The 17,230-nt window shown below is 69.8% G+C and carries 16 protein-coding genes and 1 tRNA gene; 4 read left to right on the forward strand and 13 right to left on the reverse strand.

Annotated elements, in window-relative coordinates; all coding sequences use genetic code 11:
* From VGD44_RS18135 to VGD44_RS18155, 5 genes are all read right to left on the reverse strand, one after another.
* A partial coding sequence (locus VGD44_RS18135; protein WP_331089807.1) for an acyl-CoA dehydrogenase family protein occupies positions 1-170 on the reverse strand: 170 nt, incomplete at its 3' end.
* A 37-nt stretch (positions 171-207) separates the two neighbouring features.
* Entirely contained in the window at positions 208-1,500 is a 1,293-nt protein-coding gene (locus VGD44_RS18140; RefSeq protein WP_331089715.1) for a lysozyme, read from the reverse strand.
* Between the two features lie 70 nt (positions 1,501-1,570).
* The gene (gene mgtE / locus VGD44_RS18145) at positions 1,571-2,986 is read right to left on the reverse strand and encodes a magnesium transporter (protein WP_331089717.1); all 1,416 of its coding nucleotides are present in this window, start codon (positions 2,984-2,986) and stop codon (positions 1,571-1,573) included.
* Between the two features lie 64 nt (positions 2,987-3,050).
* Positions 3,051-3,135: transfer RNA gene (locus VGD44_RS18150), tRNA-Leu, on the reverse strand.
* A 64-nt stretch (positions 3,136-3,199) separates the two neighbouring features.
* Positions 3,200-3,508, reverse strand: a complete 309-nt coding sequence (locus VGD44_RS18155; protein WP_331089809.1) for a FliM/FliN family flagellar motor switch protein — start codon at positions 3,506-3,508, stop codon at positions 3,200-3,202.
* 10 nt (positions 3,509-3,518) lie between these two features.
* Between VGD44_RS18155 and lipB the strand changes: the two genes are divergently transcribed.
* Positions 3,519-4,241 (forward strand): lipoyl(octanoyl) transferase LipB, encoded by a 723-nt coding sequence (lipB, locus tag VGD44_RS18160; RefSeq protein ID WP_331089720.1) that lies wholly within the window; start codon positions 3,519-3,521, stop codon positions 4,239-4,241.
* Here lipB and VGD44_RS18165 read toward each other — a convergent pair.
* Positions 4,238-5,899, reverse strand: a complete 1,662-nt coding sequence (locus tag VGD44_RS18165; protein ID WP_331089722.1) for an amidohydrolase — start codon at positions 5,897-5,899, stop codon at positions 4,238-4,240. The two genes, lipB and VGD44_RS18165, sit on opposite strands and share 4 nt — an antisense overlap.
* Before the next feature lie 61 nt (positions 5,900-5,960).
* Complete coding sequence (locus tag VGD44_RS18170) at positions 5,961-6,548, reverse strand: CAP domain-containing protein (protein WP_331089724.1); 588 nt, start codon at positions 6,546-6,548, stop codon at positions 5,961-5,963.
* Positions 6,549-7,134: 586 nt separating this feature from the next.
* Here VGD44_RS18170 and VGD44_RS18175 point away from each other — a divergent pair.
* A complete protein-coding gene (locus VGD44_RS18175) occupies positions 7,135-7,401 on the forward strand; it encodes a hypothetical protein (RefSeq protein ID WP_331089726.1) in 267 nt (88 codons plus the stop codon).
* A gap of 8 nt (positions 7,402-7,409) precedes the next feature.
* Here the strand turns inward: VGD44_RS18175 and VGD44_RS18180 are convergent, their stop codons facing one another.
* From VGD44_RS18180 to VGD44_RS18190, 3 genes are read right to left on the reverse strand one after another with little or no spacing between them, the layout of a single operon-like run.
* A complete protein-coding gene (locus VGD44_RS18180) occupies positions 7,410-7,805 on the reverse strand; it encodes a DUF805 domain-containing protein (RefSeq protein WP_331089728.1) in 396 nt (131 codons plus the stop codon).
* A gap of 25 nt (positions 7,806-7,830) precedes the next feature.
* Positions 7,831-9,804, reverse strand: coding sequence for an acetyl/propionyl/methylcrotonyl-CoA carboxylase subunit alpha (locus tag VGD44_RS18185; RefSeq protein ID WP_331089730.1), 1,974 nt, complete (start codon positions 9,802-9,804; stop codon positions 7,831-7,833).
* An 8-nt stretch (positions 9,805-9,812) separates the two neighbouring features.
* Positions 9,813-10,136, reverse strand: a complete 324-nt coding sequence (locus VGD44_RS18190; RefSeq protein ID WP_331089732.1) for a heavy metal-binding domain-containing protein — start codon at positions 10,134-10,136, stop codon at positions 9,813-9,815.
* Positions 10,137-10,190: 54 nt separating this feature from the next.
* Between VGD44_RS18190 and msrB the strand changes: the two genes are divergently transcribed.
* Complete coding sequence (gene msrB, locus VGD44_RS18195) at positions 10,191-10,691, forward strand: peptide-methionine (R)-S-oxide reductase MsrB (protein WP_331089734.1); 501 nt, start codon at positions 10,191-10,193, stop codon at positions 10,689-10,691.
* Positions 10,691-11,515 carry a hypothetical protein gene (locus tag VGD44_RS18200; RefSeq protein WP_331089736.1) on the forward strand — a complete coding sequence of 275 codons (825 nt, stop codon included), beginning with the start codon at positions 10,691-10,693 and terminating at the stop codon, positions 11,513-11,515. Before msrB ends, VGD44_RS18200 begins: the two co-directional genes overlap by 1 nt.
* Here the strand turns inward: VGD44_RS18200 and VGD44_RS18205 are convergent.
* From VGD44_RS18205 to VGD44_RS18215, 3 genes are all read right to left on the reverse strand, one after another.
* On the reverse strand, positions 11,512-12,009 hold the full coding sequence (locus VGD44_RS18205) for an ion channel (protein ID WP_331089738.1): 498 nt from the start codon (positions 12,007-12,009) through the stop codon (positions 11,512-11,514). The genes VGD44_RS18200 and VGD44_RS18205 overlap by 4 nt on opposite strands.
* Before the next feature lie 88 nt (positions 12,010-12,097).
* On the reverse strand, positions 12,098-13,258 hold the full coding sequence (locus tag VGD44_RS18210; protein WP_331089740.1) for a BON domain-containing protein: 1,161 nt from the start codon (positions 13,256-13,258) through the stop codon (positions 12,098-12,100).
* Between the two features lie 86 nt (positions 13,259-13,344).
* Positions 13,345-17,199, reverse strand: a complete 3,855-nt coding sequence (locus tag VGD44_RS18215; protein WP_331089742.1) for a type VI secretion system tube protein Hcp — start codon at positions 17,197-17,199, stop codon at positions 13,345-13,347.
* Positions 17,200-17,230: the final 31 nt, after the last annotated feature.

Consider the following 17,230-nt stretch of genomic DNA (forward strand, 5'->3'; position numbering starts at 1 on the left):
CCCAGGTCGCCCATCTGCGGCCAGAGCGCGCGCGGGAACTCGTTGGTGGCGTCGATCTCCGCGGCCAGCGGCGCGATCTTGTCCGCTGAGAAGCGGGCGGTCGTCTCGCGGATGGCGTCGGCAGCTTCGCCGAGGCCGAACTCCATGGCGGGTCCGTGGTTCGGGATCATGCGGCGGCTGTTAGCACGCGTCGCGGCCGCTCGCGAGTTAGTCCCGCTCGGCCTCGCGGCCCAGGCGCTGCAGCAGGCGGAAAACGGCCACCACCACGAAGCCGACGCCCGCCAGGCCGGCAGGCCAGGCCACCATGATCGGCGTCACCAGGCCGCCGGTCGGCGCCGCGCGCGCGTTCAGGCCCCAGAACACACCGAAGCCGAAGAAGGCCAGGCCGAACAGCGCCAGCAGCAGGTCCCACACCACCGAAATCTCCTTCGGGGCCGGCGGCGGCCGGGTGCGGGCCGGGATGAACTCGTAGGGCGCGACCTCGACGTTCACCTGCGGCCCGTCGCGCTCGTCGCCGTAAAGCGACGAGGCCGGCGTCTTGGGGATGTCCAGTTCCGCGTCGGCCGGTTCAGCGAAAGGCCTGGGCGTGAAGGTGGCGGCCGGCGCGGGTTCGGGCTCGGCGACCGTGGTGATCGGCGGCGCGAAGTCGGCCTGCGGACGCACCTCTTCGGCGAGCGCCTCTTCGATGGGTTCCGGCTCGGCGGGCGATTCCTCGAGCACCGGGCCCTCGATCGGCCCGGCGACGAACTCCGGCTCCGGCTCGGGTTCGGAGCCCGGATCGGCGAAGATCGTCTCAAGCCGGGCCGTGACAGCCTCGGCGGCGGCGGCGACGGCGGGCGCAGCCGGCTCGACGGGCGTTGGCTCGGGCGGCAGGGCTGTTTCGTCGTCGGGCCCGGCCGACGCCAGGTCGTCGCGACGGGCCGTAACCCGGTCGCCCTCGAACGACGCTTCCACCTCCACCGGCCGGCGCAGCGGCACCAGGTCCAGGGCGTCGAGGTCGATGACCGGCCGAAGCAGCGGCGACGGCGCCGGCGTCCAGTTCCCGTCGTCGGGGCTGAGGAACAGGGCCTTTTCCGAGGCGCGGCGGCGGACCAGCGCGTCCAGCACGATCCGCTCCCCTTCGAAGTCGGTCTTCCGCCACAACTCCATGGCGCAGGCGGCCTGCACGTGGGCGCCGGCGTTCAGCCGCTTCAGCACCTGGCTGCGGCGGAAGTTGTCGAGCCCCACGTTGAACGCGAAGCTGCAGAGGGCGTCGAACTGGTTCTGGTCGAGCGGCGCGTAGACGCATTCGTTCACCGCGTGCTGCACGGCGATCAGGTCATAGACGAGCAACGCCTCGGCGTCGGGCTCGGAGACCTCGGCCCCTTCGCGGGCCGTCAGCGTATGGCCATAGCCGATCGTCCAGCGCCCGTCGGGCAGCTGGGCAGCGTTTCGGCGGTAGCCCTCGAACCGTTTGATCAGCTCGATGGCCGCCCGGGACACGCGGTGACGCGAGAGCATGGCTCCCAATTGACCCAATTCGGCACAGGCGGCCTTCGCCCGGGGTACCCCGGCGCAAGCCCGACGCCACTTACAACAGGATTAGCGCGGCGAGGCCGAGGAAGGCGAAGAAACCTGTGAAGTCCGTCACGAAAGTCACGAAGACCGAAGAGGAAACGGCCGGGTCCCGTCCCATCCGGTCCAGCGCCAGCGGAATCACCGCCCCGGCCAGCGCCGCCATGAAGAAGTTGATGATCATCGCGGCGCCGAAGGCGATCGACAGGCCCACGTCGTGGAACACGGCCCAGAGCACGCCGCCGGTGATCACCGCCAGGATCGCCCCGTTCATCAGGCCCACGACCATCTCGCGGCTCACGGTCCGCATGGCGTTGAACGCCGACAGTTCGCGGCTCGCCAGGGCGCGCACCGCGACGGTGAGGGTCTGGGTGCCGGCGTTGCCGCCGAGCGAGGCCACCACCGGCATCAGGGCGGCCAGAATCGCCAGCTTCTCGATCTCCCCCTCGAAGGCCCCGATCACGCTGGCCGACAGCGCCGCCGTCACGGTGTTGACCAGGAGCCACGGCAGGCGCGAGCGCACGATGCCCATGACGCCGGCGTCGCGGCCGGCGTCCGACACACCGGCCAGAGCCAGGATGTCCTCCTCGCCCTCCTCCTGCACGACGCCCACGATGTCGTCGACGGTGATCTGGCCCACCAGCCGGCCGGCCGCGTCGACCACGGGCGCCGAGATCAGGTGGTACTTGTCGAAGATGTAGGCGACCTCTTCCTGGTCGAGGTCGACGGTGATCTCGGTCACCGGCTCCATGATCTGCGCCAGCGGCGTCTGACGGCCCACCCGCAGCAGCCCGCTGACCGGCACGGCGCCCACCGGCTTGAAGGCCGGATCCACGACATAGATGTCGAAGAACAGCTCGGGCAGCTCGTCCGGATCCTTGCGGAAATGGTCGATGGCCTGGCCGACGGTCCAGAACTGCGGCGCGGCCACGACCTCGCGCTGCATCAGGCGGCCGGCGGTCTCGTCCCCGTAGCTGAGCGTGGTCTCGATGGCCGCCCGCTCCAGCTCGGGCATGGCGGCCATGACCTCGGCGCGCTTGTCGTCCTCCAGGTCGTCGACGACGTCGGCCGCGTCGTCCGACTCCATCTCCCCGATGGCCTTGGCCAGCGTGGCTGACGGGACGTGCTCCAGCACCTCCTCGCGGATCTCGCTGTCCAGCTCGGACAGGATCTCGGCCAGCGTCTCGGGATCGAGGTGCGGGATCAGCTCTTCGCGGGCGTCGGCCGCCAGGAAGCCCATGAGATCGGCCACGTCGGCCGGGTGCAGGGCCGCGATCAGCTCGCGCAGACGCTCGGCGTCGCCGCGGTCCAGCGCGTCGGCGACGTCGGACACGAACTCCGGATTGAGCGCGTAGTCGTCTTCGAGGGCGAGGTCCTCGAGATCTTCCTCGAGGTCCGCAACGTCGGTGAGGTCGTCCGTTTCGCGACTCATGCGGACCTCCCCGAAGCTATGTGCGGACGGCTTTGCTCGTTCCTCGGTAAAGGCCCTGATTCACTGGTGCGGTCGAGAAGACTCGAACTTCCACGGGTTGCCCCACAGCGACCTCAACGCTGCGCGTCTACCAATTCCGCCACGACCGCTCGTGGTGAGGCGGCGCAGGTAGCAAACACCGGCCGCATACTCAAGTGCCCGTCGCTACGGCGTTTAGACGCTGCCCGCCATGTAGTCGTAGACATTGGCCTCGCGGGTCACCTGTATGGCGATGCGTTCGTCGTTGATCTGGATCTCGCCGCGGGCCACCGGATGGTTGTTGGCGAGGATCCAGACCTCCTCGTTCACGGTCGTGTCCAGCGGGATGACGGCGCCGCGGCCCATGCGCAACAGCTGCGCCATGGGCAAGGTGGCGCGGCCGAGCACCACCTGGATTTCGACATTGACCGCCTTGACCTGGCTCACGAAGGAGGACCTCGACACTGTGCTGGGCTTTGCGCGACGCACGCCCGAGCCCCACATTGGTCGCAACATGCTTGATCGGTCGTTAAGTTCGCCAGCCGAAGCGCCATTCGGCCGCACGGACGCCGCCCCCACCGGCTGGGCGGTTTCGCGCACGCCGGTCGCCTATCCGGAGGCCGTCGCCGCCATGGAGGCGCGCGCCGCCGCCATCGCCGAAGGCCGCGCGGGCGAGCTCGTCTGGCTGCTGGAGCACCCGCCCCTCTACACCGCCGGTGTCTCGGCCAAGGCAGGCGACCTGATCGATCCCGACCGGTTCCCCGTCTTCGCAAGCGGTCGCGGCGGCCAGTACACCTATCACGGGCCCGGACAGCGGGTGGCGTACGTGATGCTCGACCTCACCCAGCGGCGGCGCGACGTGCGCGCCTTCGTGGCCGCGCTGGAGGACTGGGTGATCGGCGCGCTCGACGCCTTCAACGTGAAGGGCGAGATCCGCGACGGCCGCGTGGGGGTTTGGGTCGAGCGGCGCGCGCCCGGCGCCCCGCCCCGCGAGGACAAGATCGCCGCCATCGGCGTGAAGCTGCGCCGCTGGGTCTCGTTCCACGGCGTTTCGCTGAACGTCGAGCCTGACCTCGCCCACTTTGGCGGCATCGTCCCCTGCGGGGTCACCGAGCACGGCGTGACCAGCCTGGTGGACCTGGGCCTGCCGGTGACCATGGACGAGGCCGACGGGGCCCTGAAGGCCAGTTTCCGGCGGGTGTTCGGCGCAGTGGAGGACGCCGAGGCGCCGGCCTAGCGCTTCAGGTCGGCAAACGGTCCGTCGGCGTGCGCCGGCTCACCGTCCACCAGGGTGAGCAGGCTCTTCGTGCCCGGAAGCGCCTGCAGCGGAACCTCCAGGATGTCCTGCGACAGCACGGCGAGGTCGGCCGCCATGCCCGGCCTGATCATTCCCTTCACCCGTTCCTGCCCTTCGGCGAACGCGCCGCCGCTGGTGTAGGCCAGGAGCGCCTGTTCGCGGGTCAGGGCCTCCTTCGGGTTCGAAGGGTCGATCACCGCCAGCATCATGTTGAGGAACGGATTGGCCGGCGGCCCGCCCGCGTCCGATCCGATCGCGAAGGGGATGCCCGCGGCGACAACGCTTTTCATGGGCTGGAAAGCGGCCGCGCGATCGCCGAGGCGGGCCCTCATCAGCGGCGTGCCCGAGGCGTCCGGCATCGGGTCCAGGTGCAGCGGGTTCGTCACGATCACCACGCCCAGCCGCCGCGTCTGGGCCATCAGGCCGGGCGTGAGGCCGTCGGCGTGCTCGATCCGCGCCCGCAGCGCCCGCCACCGTTCGACGGGCGCGAGCGCCTCCATCCGCGCCAGGAGATCGGTCAGCTGGCCATCGCCCGAAACATGGAAGGCCGGCTGCTTCCCGTTCGCCAGGGTCGCCCTGAGGATCGCGTCGAGCTGGCCGGGATAGTTCGGCCGCCCGCGCCAGCCCGGCCGGTCGGCGTATGGCTCCGCCATGTAGGCGTCCCGCTCGATCGGCGTGGCGTCGAGCACCCACTTGATGCCGGCGATACGCACGTTGGCTGCCGGCGAGGCGGCGCCGCGGAACATGTCCCAGGCGTCGGCCGGCGCGCGCTGCGGCGTGGCCCAGCCGTAGACGCTCCACTTGATCGGCAACTTCGCCGCCGCCAGCGCCTGCAGGCCCTCGCCCAGCGGCTGGTTCTGCATCATCTGATGGTAGGTCGTGACGCCCCAGGCCGCGTAGAGCTCCGCCGTCGCGCGATACGCCGCCGACGCCGTGGCCTGGTCGACGGCCGCGCCGCGCCGGCGCATCAGCACCCACTCGGGCGTCTCGCGGACGCGCCCGTCCAACCGGCCAGATGCATCACGGCTGTACCAGCCGCCCAGCGGGTCGCGCACGTCCTCGGCCACGCCCAGCGCCTTGAGCGCCGCCGAGTTCATAAGTGTGCCGTGGCCCCACCAGGGACGCAGCACGACGGGATTGTCCGGCGCGACCGCGTCCAGCGCCTGACGCCAGTTGCGCGGGTCGTTGACCACCAGCGGCCCGATCTCGCCCTCGATCCAGCCCGGCCCTTCGCGGGCGGCCTCTTTGATCGCCTTCAGGGCCTCGTCGGGCGTCGGGCCGGGCCACGGCAGGTTGGGCATCGGCGCCGACCGGCCAGGCAGCGCGGGCCCGGCATGACCGTGCGCCTCGATCAGCCCGGGGACGACGCGCCGTCCTCCCAGGTCATGCAGCGCCCCCGCCGACGACTTGGCGGCCAGCGCGCGGATCTCCGCCGACGTGCCAACAGCCACGATCCGGCCGTCGCGGATCGCCACGGCCTCGGCTGCGGGTCGCTGCGGATCGGCGGTGAACACCCTCCCGTTCACGAGGTAGAGCTCGCCGGCCTGCGCCCCGCCCGCCGCGAGCGTAAACAGCACCGTCATCGTCAGCACACGCACGCCGCCCTCGCTTTCGGTTGGGCGAACGTGTTCGCCGCCCGCTAGCCTAGCGGAGGCGACCTCAGCGCGCCACGATCGCCCCGGCGTACTGGATCACGCACATTGCGCCGTAGCGGGCGTGGTCGGCACAGCCGACGCCGGCGGCCTGGAATCCGCGGCTGAAGATGTCGCGCCGGTGGCCGCGATTGCGCACCCGGCTGTCGACGATCAGCTGCCGCACGACGTCCTCGGGCGACATCTGGCCATAGGAGATGCTCTCGGCGCTCAGGCCGGCGTAGAGGCCGACCCGCTGCAGACGCTGGGCGAAGGTGTCACCGCGCGGGCCGGTGTGGCCCTCCTGCCCCCTCCAGCCCTGCGCGTCCGCATGGTCGCGGGCCGCCGTTCCGAGCCGCTCGTCCCAGCGCAGCGGCGGCAGCGGCGGCTGGCGCATCAGGAACGCGACCGCCTCGTCCAGCGCGCCTGGCTCGTCCCCCGCCCAGCTCGCATACTCAGGATCGGCGTCGCGGAGGTGGCGGGCGAACGCCTGCGGCTTGGTGCGGGCATAGTTGATGGCCGCGAGCACCTCTTCCTCAAAGCTTCCGGCCGCCTGCGCCGATGGGGCCAACAGGAAGCAGACCGCGGCCGCGGCCGCCAACACTCGCAAACGCATACGAAATCCCGACTCAAACGCCCTCGCCTGCAGCTTCCCGGTGAGAAGCCTCCAGGTCGTTAAGGCGGATGGATAACGGGTGCGGCCGAGCGTCGCCGCCCCCTACGGTAAGAAGTCGCCCTCAGCCGAAGTCGAGGGCGCCAACCCCCCAGCCGGAAAGGGGGTGCAACCTTCCCGACGGGAACGCCTGGGCTCAGGCCACGACGGCCCGAGGACGAAGGCGGAGCATCTCGCCCGGCATTTCGCTATCACCGTTGAAACTGCAAGCAAACAATTCCCCCTTGAGGGGAATTTGTAGTAAGCCGCCGCCCACGGAGATCCCATGCGCGCGCATTTAACATATCGTAATGCGTCACGCGCCAGCTCACCAAAGCTCTACTACAGTCTCCGTTGCTCCAAATACGCAACCGGTGCGCTTGTTATTTCACGTCAAGATGACTGGCATTTTGAGTACGGCCCGCTATTAACTTTCACGTTCGGGCGGGCTTGTTTCTCGCCTTGAACGCTTGCTTTCAGCAGCATCGATGTGGCTGCGGTGGCTGCACGACCCGCCATGCCTTGCCGGCCGCAGCGCGGGACGACCAAGATGAAGCCGAAGAACACCCGGCGCGGCCGTGTGCGGCGCTACCGACTGATCGAGTACTTCGCGAGCGGATACGTCCTCTGCGAAGACTTCCCGGCCCCGAGCGACGAAGAAGCAATACGCCGCGCGCTCGACGTCTGCACCGCCGCCAAGGTCGAAATCTGGCGCAACCGGGTGCTGATCGACCGCCTGCCGCGGGATGAGAACGCACCCGTGACGAGAGGGGCCTCGTCCCCAGCCGCCGGTCATCCGTCGCCGCTCGTTCACTGATCCGACTGTCAGGCCGCCCCGAATGGCGCCAGCGGGTTCACGCCATAGCGGTTGGCGCCCTGCTCGCCCGGCATCAGCGCCAGTTCGACGAAGGCCCAGACCAGCACCAGGAAGAACACGAAGTCGAGGAAACCCGCCGGGTGCGGCCACACGGCAACGACCGAGACCAGGGTCGGCGTCGCCCACCAGCCCGAGCGGCCGCGGTCATGCAGCCGCTTCGAGAGCGCGCAGGCGCCCGCGTAGAACAGCGCCGGGTAGACGAACCAGCCGGTGATCCAGTGAAGCGTGGCGCCCACCAGGGCCTCGTAGAGCGCCGCCAGCCCCAGGAGCACCGCCGCCGCGATCAGCGACGGCAGGCGCGGCGCACGGCCCTGCGCGGACAGGAAGAGCTCCGCAAAGCCCATCGAATCTCCCAGCGAGGTCAGTCGCTCAGGCGAACTCTACCAGAACCTCGTCGGCCGCGACGCTGTCGCCCGCCTTGACGCTGACGGCCTTGACCGTGCCGTCGCGCTCCGCGCGCAGGATGTTCTGCATCTTCATCGCCTCGAGCACGGCCACGATCTCGCCGGTCTTCACGTCCTGGCCTTGGGCCACGTCGATGGAGACCACCAGGCCCGGCATCGGCGACAGCACCATCTTGGAGGTGTCGGCGGCCTTCTTGGGCGGCAGCTTCTCGTGCAACTCGGCCGAGCGGGGCGTCAGCACCAGCACCTGCAGCGTCGTGGCGCGGTGGCGGATCACGAAGCCCTCGGCCGCGGGCTTCACCGCCACCGTGAAGTCCTGGCCATCGAAGCGGCCGCGGAACACGGGCTGGCCCGGCCGCCAGTGGACGTTCTCCAGCCGCAAGCGCTTGCCGTCGGACTCGACGGTGAAGTCGCCGTTGTCGGCCTGGACGTTCACCGCCCGCTTCTTGTGCCCGGCGATCACGATCCAGTCGTCGCGCAGCAGGTCGGGCGCGGCTCTGCGGGTCAGCACCCGGTGCATGGCCAGCGCCACGGCGCTCATCAGGTCGCGCTGTCGCTCGGTGGGCGGCAGGCCCTGGAAGCCTTCGGGGAACTCGTCCTTGATGTAGTTGGTCGACAACTTGCCCGAGCGGAACCGCTTCTGGTCCATCACCGCGGCCAGGAACGGGATGTTCTGGCCCAGGCCCTCGATGTGGAAGTCCTCCAGCGCCCGGCCCATCACGTCGATCGCCGCGTCGCGGGTCTTCCCCCAGGTCGACAGCTTGGAGATCATTGGGTCGTAGAACATCGAGATCTCGTCGCCCTCGCGCACGCCCGCGTCGTTGCGGACGAAGCCGTAGGACGTGTCGCCCTCCTGCGGCGGGGAATAGCGCACCAGCCGCCCGATCGAGGGCAGGAAGCCGCGGTACGGGTCCTCGGCGTAGATCCGGCTCTCCATGGCCCAGCCGTTGATCTTCAGGTCCTTCTGCGCGAACGGCAGCTTCTCGCCGGCCGCCGAGCGGATCATCTGCTCGACCAGGTCGACGCCGGTGATCATCTCCGTCACCGGATGCTCCACCTGCAGGCGGGTGTTCATCTCGAGGAAGAAGAAGCTGCGGTCCTGGCCCGCGACGAACTCGACGGTGCCGGCGCTGTCGTAGCCGACGGCCCTGGCCAGCGCGACGGCCTGGTCGCCCATCGCCTTGCGGGTCTTCTCGTCCAGCAGCGGGCTGGGCGCCTCTTCGATGACCTTCTGGTTGCGGCGTTGGATCGAGCACTCGCGCTCGAACAGGTGGACGACGTTGCCGTGCTTGTCGCCCAGCACCTGGATCTCGACGTGGCGCGGGCTCTCGATGAACTTCTCGATGAAGATGCGGTCGTCGCCGAAGCTGGCCTTGGCCTCGGCGCGGACGGCCGGGAAGCCCTCCTCCACGTCCTTGCGGTTCCAGGCGACGCGGATGCCCTTGCCGCCGCCGCCGGCCGACGCCTTGATCATCACGGGGTAGCCGACCTGATCGGAGATCTTCACGGCGTGCGCGGTGTCGTCGATCTCGCCCACGTGGCCGGGCACCACCGATACGTTGGCCTTGGCGGCGAACTTCTTGGACTCGATCTTGTCGCCCATCGCCTCGATGGCGTGGGGATTGGGGCCGATGAAGACGATTCCCTCGGCCGCCAGCCGGCGCGCGAAGCCGGCGTTCTCGGACAGGAAGCCGAAGCCCGGGTGCACCGCCTCGGCGCGGGTCTGGCGCACGGCGTCGACGATCTTGTCGGCCACCAGATAGCTCTCCGACGCCGGCGCGCCGCCGATGAACACCGCCTCGTCGGCCATCTCCACGGCCATCGAGTCGGCGTCGGCGTCGGAGTAGACGACCACCGTCTTGATGCCCATCCGGCGGCAGGTCTTGATGATCCGGACGGCGATCTCGCCCCGGTTCGCGATCAGGATTTTCGAGAACATTCCGTGTCTTACGCGCCCAATTTCACAGCCGTGCCGGAAGCGGTCACCATCAGCATCCCGTTCTGGACACCCAGGTTCTCGTAGTCGAGATCCACCCCCACGACGGCGTCTGCGCCCAAGGACTTGGCCTCGAGCTGCATCTCCTGCAGGGCGATGTCGCGGGCCTGCCGCAGGGCCTTCTCATAGCCCCCGGCGCGGCCGCCGATGATGTTGGTGATGCCGGCGAAGAAGTCGCGGAAGATGTGGGCGCCGATGATGGCCTCGCCGGTGACGACGCCCAGCGTCTTCACCACCCGGCCTTCCGGCACTTCGGGTGTGGTGGCGATGATCATTCGGTATCGACTCCCGTCTTCCGCCGCGAAGGGCGGGACCTTAGATTGGCGGCCATGAGCACGCCAGCGGTCTCCCCTTCCGGGTTCTCTCTCTCGCCTCCTGACCCTGAGGAACGCAAGCGACTGGAGGCAGGCCTTTCCCGAGAGGAAGCCAACGTCCTGCTGCACCACGGCACCGAGGCGCCGTTCTGCGGCGGCCTGCTCGATCAGAAGGACGACGGCGTCTACTGCTGCCGCCTCTGCGCGCTGCCGCTGTTCCGGCACAAGACCAAGTTCGAGAGCGGCACCGGCTGGCCCTCGTTCTGGGCGCCGTTCGACGAGGCGCATGTGGTGGGCGTCCGCGACGTCAGCTACGGCATGGTCCGCATCGAGACCCGCTGCGCCCGCTGCGACAGCCACCAGGGCCACGTGTTTCCCGACGGGCCGCCGCCGACGCGCCAGCGCTACTGCATCAACTCGGTGTCTCTGGAGTTCGTGCCGAACGGCGGCCACCTGCGCGACCCGCTGGGGCGGGGCGACGACGCCGCGCTGCAGGCCGCGGCCGCCGCCGGCTGATGTCCGAAGCGCCCGAGCGGCACAATGTCTTCACCTCCGGCCTCTGGGCGTTCCTGGCGGCCATCGCCATGGTGGGCTGGATCGCCTGGGAGAACCGCGCCGAGGATACCCGTCCCGACCGCACGCCGTACGGCCGCATCGTCGGCACGACGAGCGACGCCGAGACGACCGAGCTTACACGCCTGCTTGCGGACGCCCACGCCACCCTGCGCTCCCCGGAGTTCCGGTCGAACCTGCTGGCGCTGTCCGACCGCTACCCCGCCGTCTACGCCCGCGATTCCGAGCAGGCGGCCACGATCCCCCGCATCGCCAGCATCGTGAGCCTAGAGCCCGCGGGCGCCCGCTTCGCCCCGGCGCAGGTGGAGCTGGTGGAGAACACCTCGGGCGGGCTCGGCGCGGCCGGCGAAGGTGCGGCCCTGGGCCGCTACTCCGACATCCTGATCGAGAAGATCGTGCTCGCCGCCTACGGCCGGCCCGACCCGGTCGCGCGCTCCTGCGCGATCAACGTCGCGGCGCACGAGTACGCCCACACCATCGTGCTGACGCCCATGGGCTTCGGAAACGCCTTCACCGACACCAAGGCGAACCAGGCGGCGATCCCCAATCGCCGCTCGAACGGCACGCCGGTGGCCAGCTACCTGATCGGCACGGTCGCCCAGTGCACCTGGCTCGCCAAGCAGGGCCGCATCGGCCGCGACGAAGTCCCGGCCTGCGTCGAGGTGTTCGGCGTGGCCGCCTTCAACTGGGACCGCTGCGGCCAGTTCGCAGACGGCGGGCCGGTGGCGTCGCGACCGGGTCTGGCCCCCGAGGCGCCGCCCCTCTAGGAGCTCTGCTGCACCCGTTCGCGGCGCGCCGTCCGCGAGATCGCGCCCTTGGGCAACGCATGCGCCTCGCCTGGTTCCAGCAGGTGGCTCAGCACCTGGAACAGGAACGCCGTGGACCAGCCCAGCATCAGCATGCCGTTGATCGCTTCCAGGGCGCCCAGGATGCGCCAGTCCGTGGGCAGCGGCGCACCGCCCTCGCCCAAGGTCGAGTACGCGACCGTCGAGTAGTAGAGGGCCGCCTCGATCGTCGGCAGCAGCCCCAGCGCCTTGTAGGCAAAAGCGTAGAGCCAGATCTCGGCGCCGTGCAGCACGAACAGGCCGGTGACGATCCCCATCGGCACCAGGAGGCGGTCCAGGTCGTGCCAGACGCTCAGGAACCAGCGCAGGTGCAGCCGGGTGAGGCGCATCAGCAGATCCAGCCCCACCATGTGTATCACCACGGTGGCGCCGACCAGGCCCGTCGCGATGGCCAGGGCGTGTGGCAAGTTCCCCATGACGCGGCGGGTCTCCCAAGTGAGAATCGCCGCAGCAGACCATCCGGCGCGCGGCGCGGCATTGATCTATGTCGCGCCGCCGCGGGGGTCAGTTCCGCTTCTGGGGTGACTTGTCGCCGTCTGTGACGTCCCTCACGGGCTGGGCGCTGGACATCCCCGCCGCCTCGGCGCTGTCGCCATAGCCGCGGCCGGCGCTCTTGAAGTAGTTGCCCGGCTGGATGCGCAGGTTGTTCTGCACGTGGTTCACGCCGGTCAGGTCCTCCACGATCCGTTCGGCGCGGTGCTTGGCCTCGCGGCTGTCCACCGAGCCCGACAGCGTCACCTCGCCGCCCGAGACCGCGACATTGACGTTCGTGGCGTCGAGCCAGGGGTCGTCGGCCAGCCGCTGGTGGACGTCTTCGCTTACCCGCTCGTCCGAGCGCTTGTAACCCTTGGGCCCCAGGCCACGGGCGCCGCGATAGGCCTCGTAGCGTTCCCGGTCCTCGGCGTAGCCGCGGTCATATGACCCCTCGCCCGCCACGTCCGAGAACCAGTTCGAGATCCGACGGCCCGTCCGGCGGAAGAAGTCCCCCGCCTCACGCGCGCGCTCCTCGAAGCCCTCGCCGCCGCGGCGGCCCTCCGAGCGCCCCGCGTCGCCGTAGCCGCGTTCATAGTCGTAGCCGCCGGTCCCGCCGGAGTAGGTTCCGCGCGCGCCGCCCTCGCCGTAGGGACGCCCCATTTCGCGCTCCCACCGCTGGTCGGCCTCACGGCTGCCGAAGCGGCGGCCTTCCGGGTCGTAGCCGCGCGACGGGCCGCCGCCGTACTCCCACTCCTCGCGGTAGAGGCGCGCACGGCCGTCGTCGCCGTAATAGCGGCCGCCGTCGCGTGTGTAGTCCTGGTTGCGGAAGCGCGGATTGGCGCGGTAGCCGGTCTCGTAGTCACCGCGCCGCATGGCCGGCGAGACGCCGCCGTAGTCCGGGTCCTGCCAGCCGCCGCGGCCGTAGCGGTCCTCATCCGCCCTCTGCGTGTAGTAGCGGCCTTCGCCGCGCGGGGCGTTGTAGCCCGCGCCCGTTTCCCGCTCGCCGAAGGCGCGCTGTTCGCGATCGCGCTCATGTCCGCGGTCGAACGTGCGGTTCTCCGCGCCCGACCACCGCTCGCGCTCGTCGTTCAGGCCGAAGACGTCATAGCGGTCGTCATACCGCTCCCGCCCCCGCTCGCGATCCCGATCGCGCCAGTACCGCTCCTGATCGTCGCTCCAACGACCGGCCATGGCTGTTCTCCTTCGTTCTTGAAGTCGTTTGGCGAGCGAACTCGCCGCGCCGTTCAGAACGAGGGGTCGGAGCGCCTTGTTCCGCCCTAGATCACGAAGCCCGCCAGCGGGCCGGTGTAGCCGGCCAACACCACAGTCTGGCCGCTGGACAGCGTGATCACCGTGTCGGGCGGTCCGGTGTGGTCGTAGTCCATGATCTGGACCGTCGCGACCGTAAGGCCGCCCTGCAGCACGATGCGGTCCTCGCCGGTGGAGCGGAAGTCGGTGACGATATCCACTTCGGTTGGAGCGCCTGTGTTCGCGAACACGAAGCGCTCGTTGCCGGCGCCGCCGGTCATCACGTCGTTGCCGGACCCGCCCGTCAGGGTGTCGTTGCCGGCGTCGCCCTGCAGGGTGTCCTTGCCCGCGCCGCCGAACAGCTGGTCGTTGCCATTCTCGCCGAACAGCTTGTCGTGTCCGTCGCCGCCGTCGATCTGGTCGTCTCCGGCGCCCGCGCGCACCACGTCGGCGCCTGCGGCCCCGAACACGGTGTCGTTGCCGTTGCCGGCGCTCGCGGTGTCGTCGCCGGGGGTCAGGATGGCGTTGTCCGGCCCGCCGCCGAACGGCGGGAAGTTCACGCCGTCAGCCACGCCATTCACCTGCATGGTGACCTTGCCGGTGGCGGTCGCGCCCGCCTTGTCGGTCAGGGTGTAGGTGAAACTGTCGGCGGCGGGCGCGCCGCCGGTCACCAAGAGGTCGAAGTCGTCGTGGTTGGCGAAATAGGTCACCGTCCTGGCCACGCTGTCCAGCACCACCGAGCCGAGCCCCGCCTGCACCGAGGTGATGGTGAGCGGATCGCCCACATCCACGTCCGAGTCGTTGCCGAACAGCTCTTCCCAGGTGAAGACGCGGCTCGCGTCCTCGTCCACGACGCCGCTGTCGTCGCCCGCCGCCGGCGGGTGGTTGGCCGCGATCACCGGCAGGGTCCCGATGTCGGACGTGCCGGTGACCAGGTTCCAGCTGAACGTCTCCGGCGGCCCCAGCGAGCCGTCCGGCTCCTGCGGAAAGAGCTGCAGGCGGACGCGGCCGAACTCGAAGCTGCTGCGGAAGCCGGCGCCGTCGTCGTCCAGCACCTGGCGCACCACCACGTCGGCGATGTCCAGCCGATAGACGGTCTCGCCATCGTTGGTGACGCCCTCGATGCGCACGCCCTTGATGATCTGGCCGTTGGCCAGCTTGGTGAGCACGCCGGTCAGGCCGTTCAGGCTCAACAGGTCCGCCACGAGTGGATCGAAGTCGACCACGCCCGCCCCCGAGCCGCCGCCGCCGCTCCCCAGGAGACTCTCGACGTCGAGGTGGAAGCCCGGCAGGTCGAACCAGCCAACATGCTGGTCTTGGTTCGAGTCGCCGAAGACGCCGTCGATCAGCATGAAGTACTGGCTGCCGTTGCCCAGCGGGTCGCCCGACCCAGCCGGCACGGCATCCGACACGTTGCCGAAGGTCTGCGGCGGTCCGACCGAGCCGTCCGGGTTCTGCGTCTGCTGGACCACGCCGATGGTCGCGTAGTCGAGGGTCACCCGATACCCGTCGGCCCCGTCCTCCTCGACGTTGCTCACCACCACGAAGCCGAGGTTGGCGCGGTAGACCTCATCCAGTCCGTCGCCGCCGCTCCTGGCGCCGATCAGGGACACCCTGGAAAGGACCTCGCCGCTGGAGACCAGCGCCAGGAAGTCGGTCAGCCCCGTCTCGTTGGCGAACGTCAAGGTCAGGGGGCTGAAGGTGACCTTGCCCGCGCCTGCACCCCCGCCGCCGCTCCCGACCGTGGCGGGGTTTGCGATCGAGAAGGCGAACGAGACGACATCGAAGGCGCCCTGGAAGTCGTCCGCGGTAGAGCCGCCGCTGAGGCCCGTCACCTCGAGGAAGAAGGTGTCCCCCTGCCCCAGGCCGCCCACGCCGCCTCCGGCGCCAAGGACCGGCAGCGGATCGACGTTCGAGGTGTTGTCGATCCGGTTCCAGGTGAAGACCTCGGGCGAGCCGAGCGAACCGTCCGGCTCCTGGGCGAAGGTGGTGAGCTTCACCCTCCCGTAGTCGAAGCTGGCGCGGTATCCGGCGGAGTCCGTCTCCTCGACCCCGGTGACGGCGACGTCGGCGAGGTCGAGCTGATAGACGGTGTCACCGTCGTTGGTGACGCCCTCGATGCGCAGGCCTGAAGTGATCTGGCCCGTGGCCAGGCGCAGGAGCAGCGCCGTGAGCCCGCTCTCGTCAGCGAGGGCGACGTTCAACGGGCCGAAGGCGGGCTTTCCGGCCGCCCCGCCGGCGACCGCCGCCACCAGCGCGTCGCCGAAGTCGAACTGCGACAGGTCGAACCAGCCCTCGTGGCCCTCCGCCGTGGAGCCGCCGTCGATCCCGTCGATCAGCAGGTAGTAGTGGGCCCCGTTGCCGGCTCCGTCTGCGGGCGCGCCTGGGATGGCGTCCGCCGGCGGAGGGATGATCGCGTTGGTCTCTACGTCGAAGCCGAAGGTCAGCGGCGTCCCAAACCCGCCCGCGTCATTCTGGGTCTGCGCGATGACCCCGATCTGGCTGTAGGCCAGGGTGACGACGAACCCGTCGGCGCCGTCCTCCGTCACGCCGGTGACGGTCACGTCGCCGAGGTTGATGCGGTAGACCTCCTCAAGGCCCTCGGCGCCGACGGCGGCGATCAGCGAGACCGCCGGGATGTGTGTGCCGCCGGCGGCCCGCGCCAGGAACTCGGTGAGCCCCGTCTCGTTGGCCAGCGCCACGGTGAGCGGGCCGAAGTCCGCCACGCCTGCGCCGCCGCCCGCCAGTTGGACCAGGGTCAGGCTGTTCTGGCCGGTGAAGCCATAAGAGACCACCTGGAAGGCGCCCTCGAAGCCGTCGGCGGTCGCGTCGCCCCCGAGGCCGGTGACCTCGAGGAACAGGTCCGCGCCCTCGCCCGAGGCCACGCCGCCCGTGTTGGCCGGCGCGATCGCCGGCAGCACGCCGATGTCGCTCGTGTGGGTGAGCGTGTTCCAGGTGAAGATGTTCGGCGGATCGAGAGCGCCGTTGGGGCCTTGAGCGAAAGTGGCCAGCTTGATGCGGCCGAACTCGAGGCTCGCCTGGTGTCCGGCGTCGATGGTGTCCGCCACCCTGCGGACAAGCAGATCGGCCGCGTCGAGCTGGTAGACGGTCTGGCCGTCGTTCGTGACGCCCTCGATGCGCAGACCCTTGATCGTCTGCCCGGCGACAAGCTTTGCGAGGAGGGTCGTGATGCCCGCCAGGTTGTCGAGCTGCAGGTCCAGCAGGCCGAATTCGGTGACCGAGCCGCCGCCCCCACCGCCCCCGGCGCTGGCCAGCGCCGCGGCGTCGAACTCGAATTCCGACAGGTCGAACCAGCCGACGTGGCCTTCGTCGGTCGACCCGCCGTCGATCCCGTCGATCAGCAGGAAGTAGTGCGCGCCGTTGCCGGCTCCGTTCACCGCCGCACCCGGCGCGGCGTTGGCCGGCGGTGCGATGATCGCATGGGTCTCCTCGTCGAAGCCGAAGGTCTGGGGCGCACCCAAGGAACCGTCGGGCTTCTGCGTCTGGACGATGACGCCGATCTGGTCGTAGTCCATCGTCACGACGAACCCGTCGCCGTCGCCCTCGCGGACGCCGATCACCGTCACATCGGCGAGATTGATCCGGTAGGTTTCCTGTAGGCCGTCGCCGCTCGTCTTCGTCACGATCAGCGATGCCAGCGGTGTATGTTGCCCGCCGGCAACCAGCGCGAGAAATGCGGTCAGGCCCGTCTCGTTATCCAAGGCCACGGTGAGCGGCCCGAAGTCGGTCACGCCGGCGCCCAGGAGCGAGCCGTTGTTGGCGCCTGCGAAAGCGAAGGCGGTGACGTCGAACGCGCCCTCGAAACCCTTGGCGCGCACGTCGCCGCCGAGGCCCGAGACCTCAAGGAAGTATTGCTCTGACATGATGTCGCCCCAGCACACCCTATGACGCGGC

The sequence above is a fragment of the Phenylobacterium sp. genome, from assembly GCF_036402295.1.
Classification (GTDB): Bacteria; Pseudomonadota; Alphaproteobacteria; order Caulobacterales; family Caulobacteraceae; genus Phenylobacterium.

Coding starts and splice junctions, on each gene's coding strand:
- VGD44_RS18140 (WP_331089715.1), bottom strand. CDS start 1,500: ATGCTCTCGCGTCACCGCGTGTCCCGGGCGGCCATCGAGCTGATCAAA.
- mgtE (WP_331089717.1), bottom strand. CDS start 2,986: ATGAGTCGCGAAACGGACGACCTCACCGACGTTGCGGACCTCGAGGAA.
- VGD44_RS18155 (WP_331089809.1), bottom strand. CDS start 3,508: ATGTGGGGCTCGGGCGTGCGTCGCGCAAAGCCCAGCACAGTGTCGAGG.
- lipB (WP_331089720.1), top strand. CDS start 3,519: ATGCTTGATCGGTCGTTAAGTTCGCCAGCCGAAGCGCCATTCGGCCGC.
- VGD44_RS18170 (WP_331089724.1), bottom strand. CDS start 6,548: ATGCGTTTGCGAGTGTTGGCGGCCGCGGCCGCGGTCTGCTTCCTGTTG.
- VGD44_RS18175 (WP_331089726.1), top strand. CDS start 7,135: ATGAAGCCGAAGAACACCCGGCGCGGCCGTGTGCGGCGCTACCGACTG.
- VGD44_RS18180 (WP_331089728.1), bottom strand. CDS start 7,805: ATGGGCTTTGCGGAGCTCTTCCTGTCCGCGCAGGGCCGTGCGCCGCGC.
- VGD44_RS18185 (WP_331089730.1), bottom strand. CDS start 9,804: ATGTTCTCGAAAATCCTGATCGCGAACCGGGGCGAGATCGCCGTCCGG.
- VGD44_RS18190 (WP_331089732.1), bottom strand. CDS start 10,136: ATGATCATCGCCACCACACCCGAAGTGCCGGAAGGCCGGGTGGTGAAG.
- msrB (WP_331089734.1), top strand. CDS start 10,191: ATGAGCACGCCAGCGGTCTCCCCTTCCGGGTTCTCTCTCTCGCCTCCT.
- VGD44_RS18200 (WP_331089736.1), top strand. CDS start 10,691: ATGTCCGAAGCGCCCGAGCGGCACAATGTCTTCACCTCCGGCCTCTGG.
- VGD44_RS18205 (WP_331089738.1), bottom strand. CDS start 12,009: ATGGGGAACTTGCCACACGCCCTGGCCATCGCGACGGGCCTGGTCGGC.
- VGD44_RS18210 (WP_331089740.1), bottom strand. CDS start 13,258: ATGGCCGGTCGTTGGAGCGACGATCAGGAGCGGTACTGGCGCGATCGG.
- VGD44_RS18215 (WP_331089742.1), bottom strand. CDS start 17,199: ATGTCAGAGCAATACTTCCTTGAGGTCTCGGGCCTCGGCGGCGACGTG.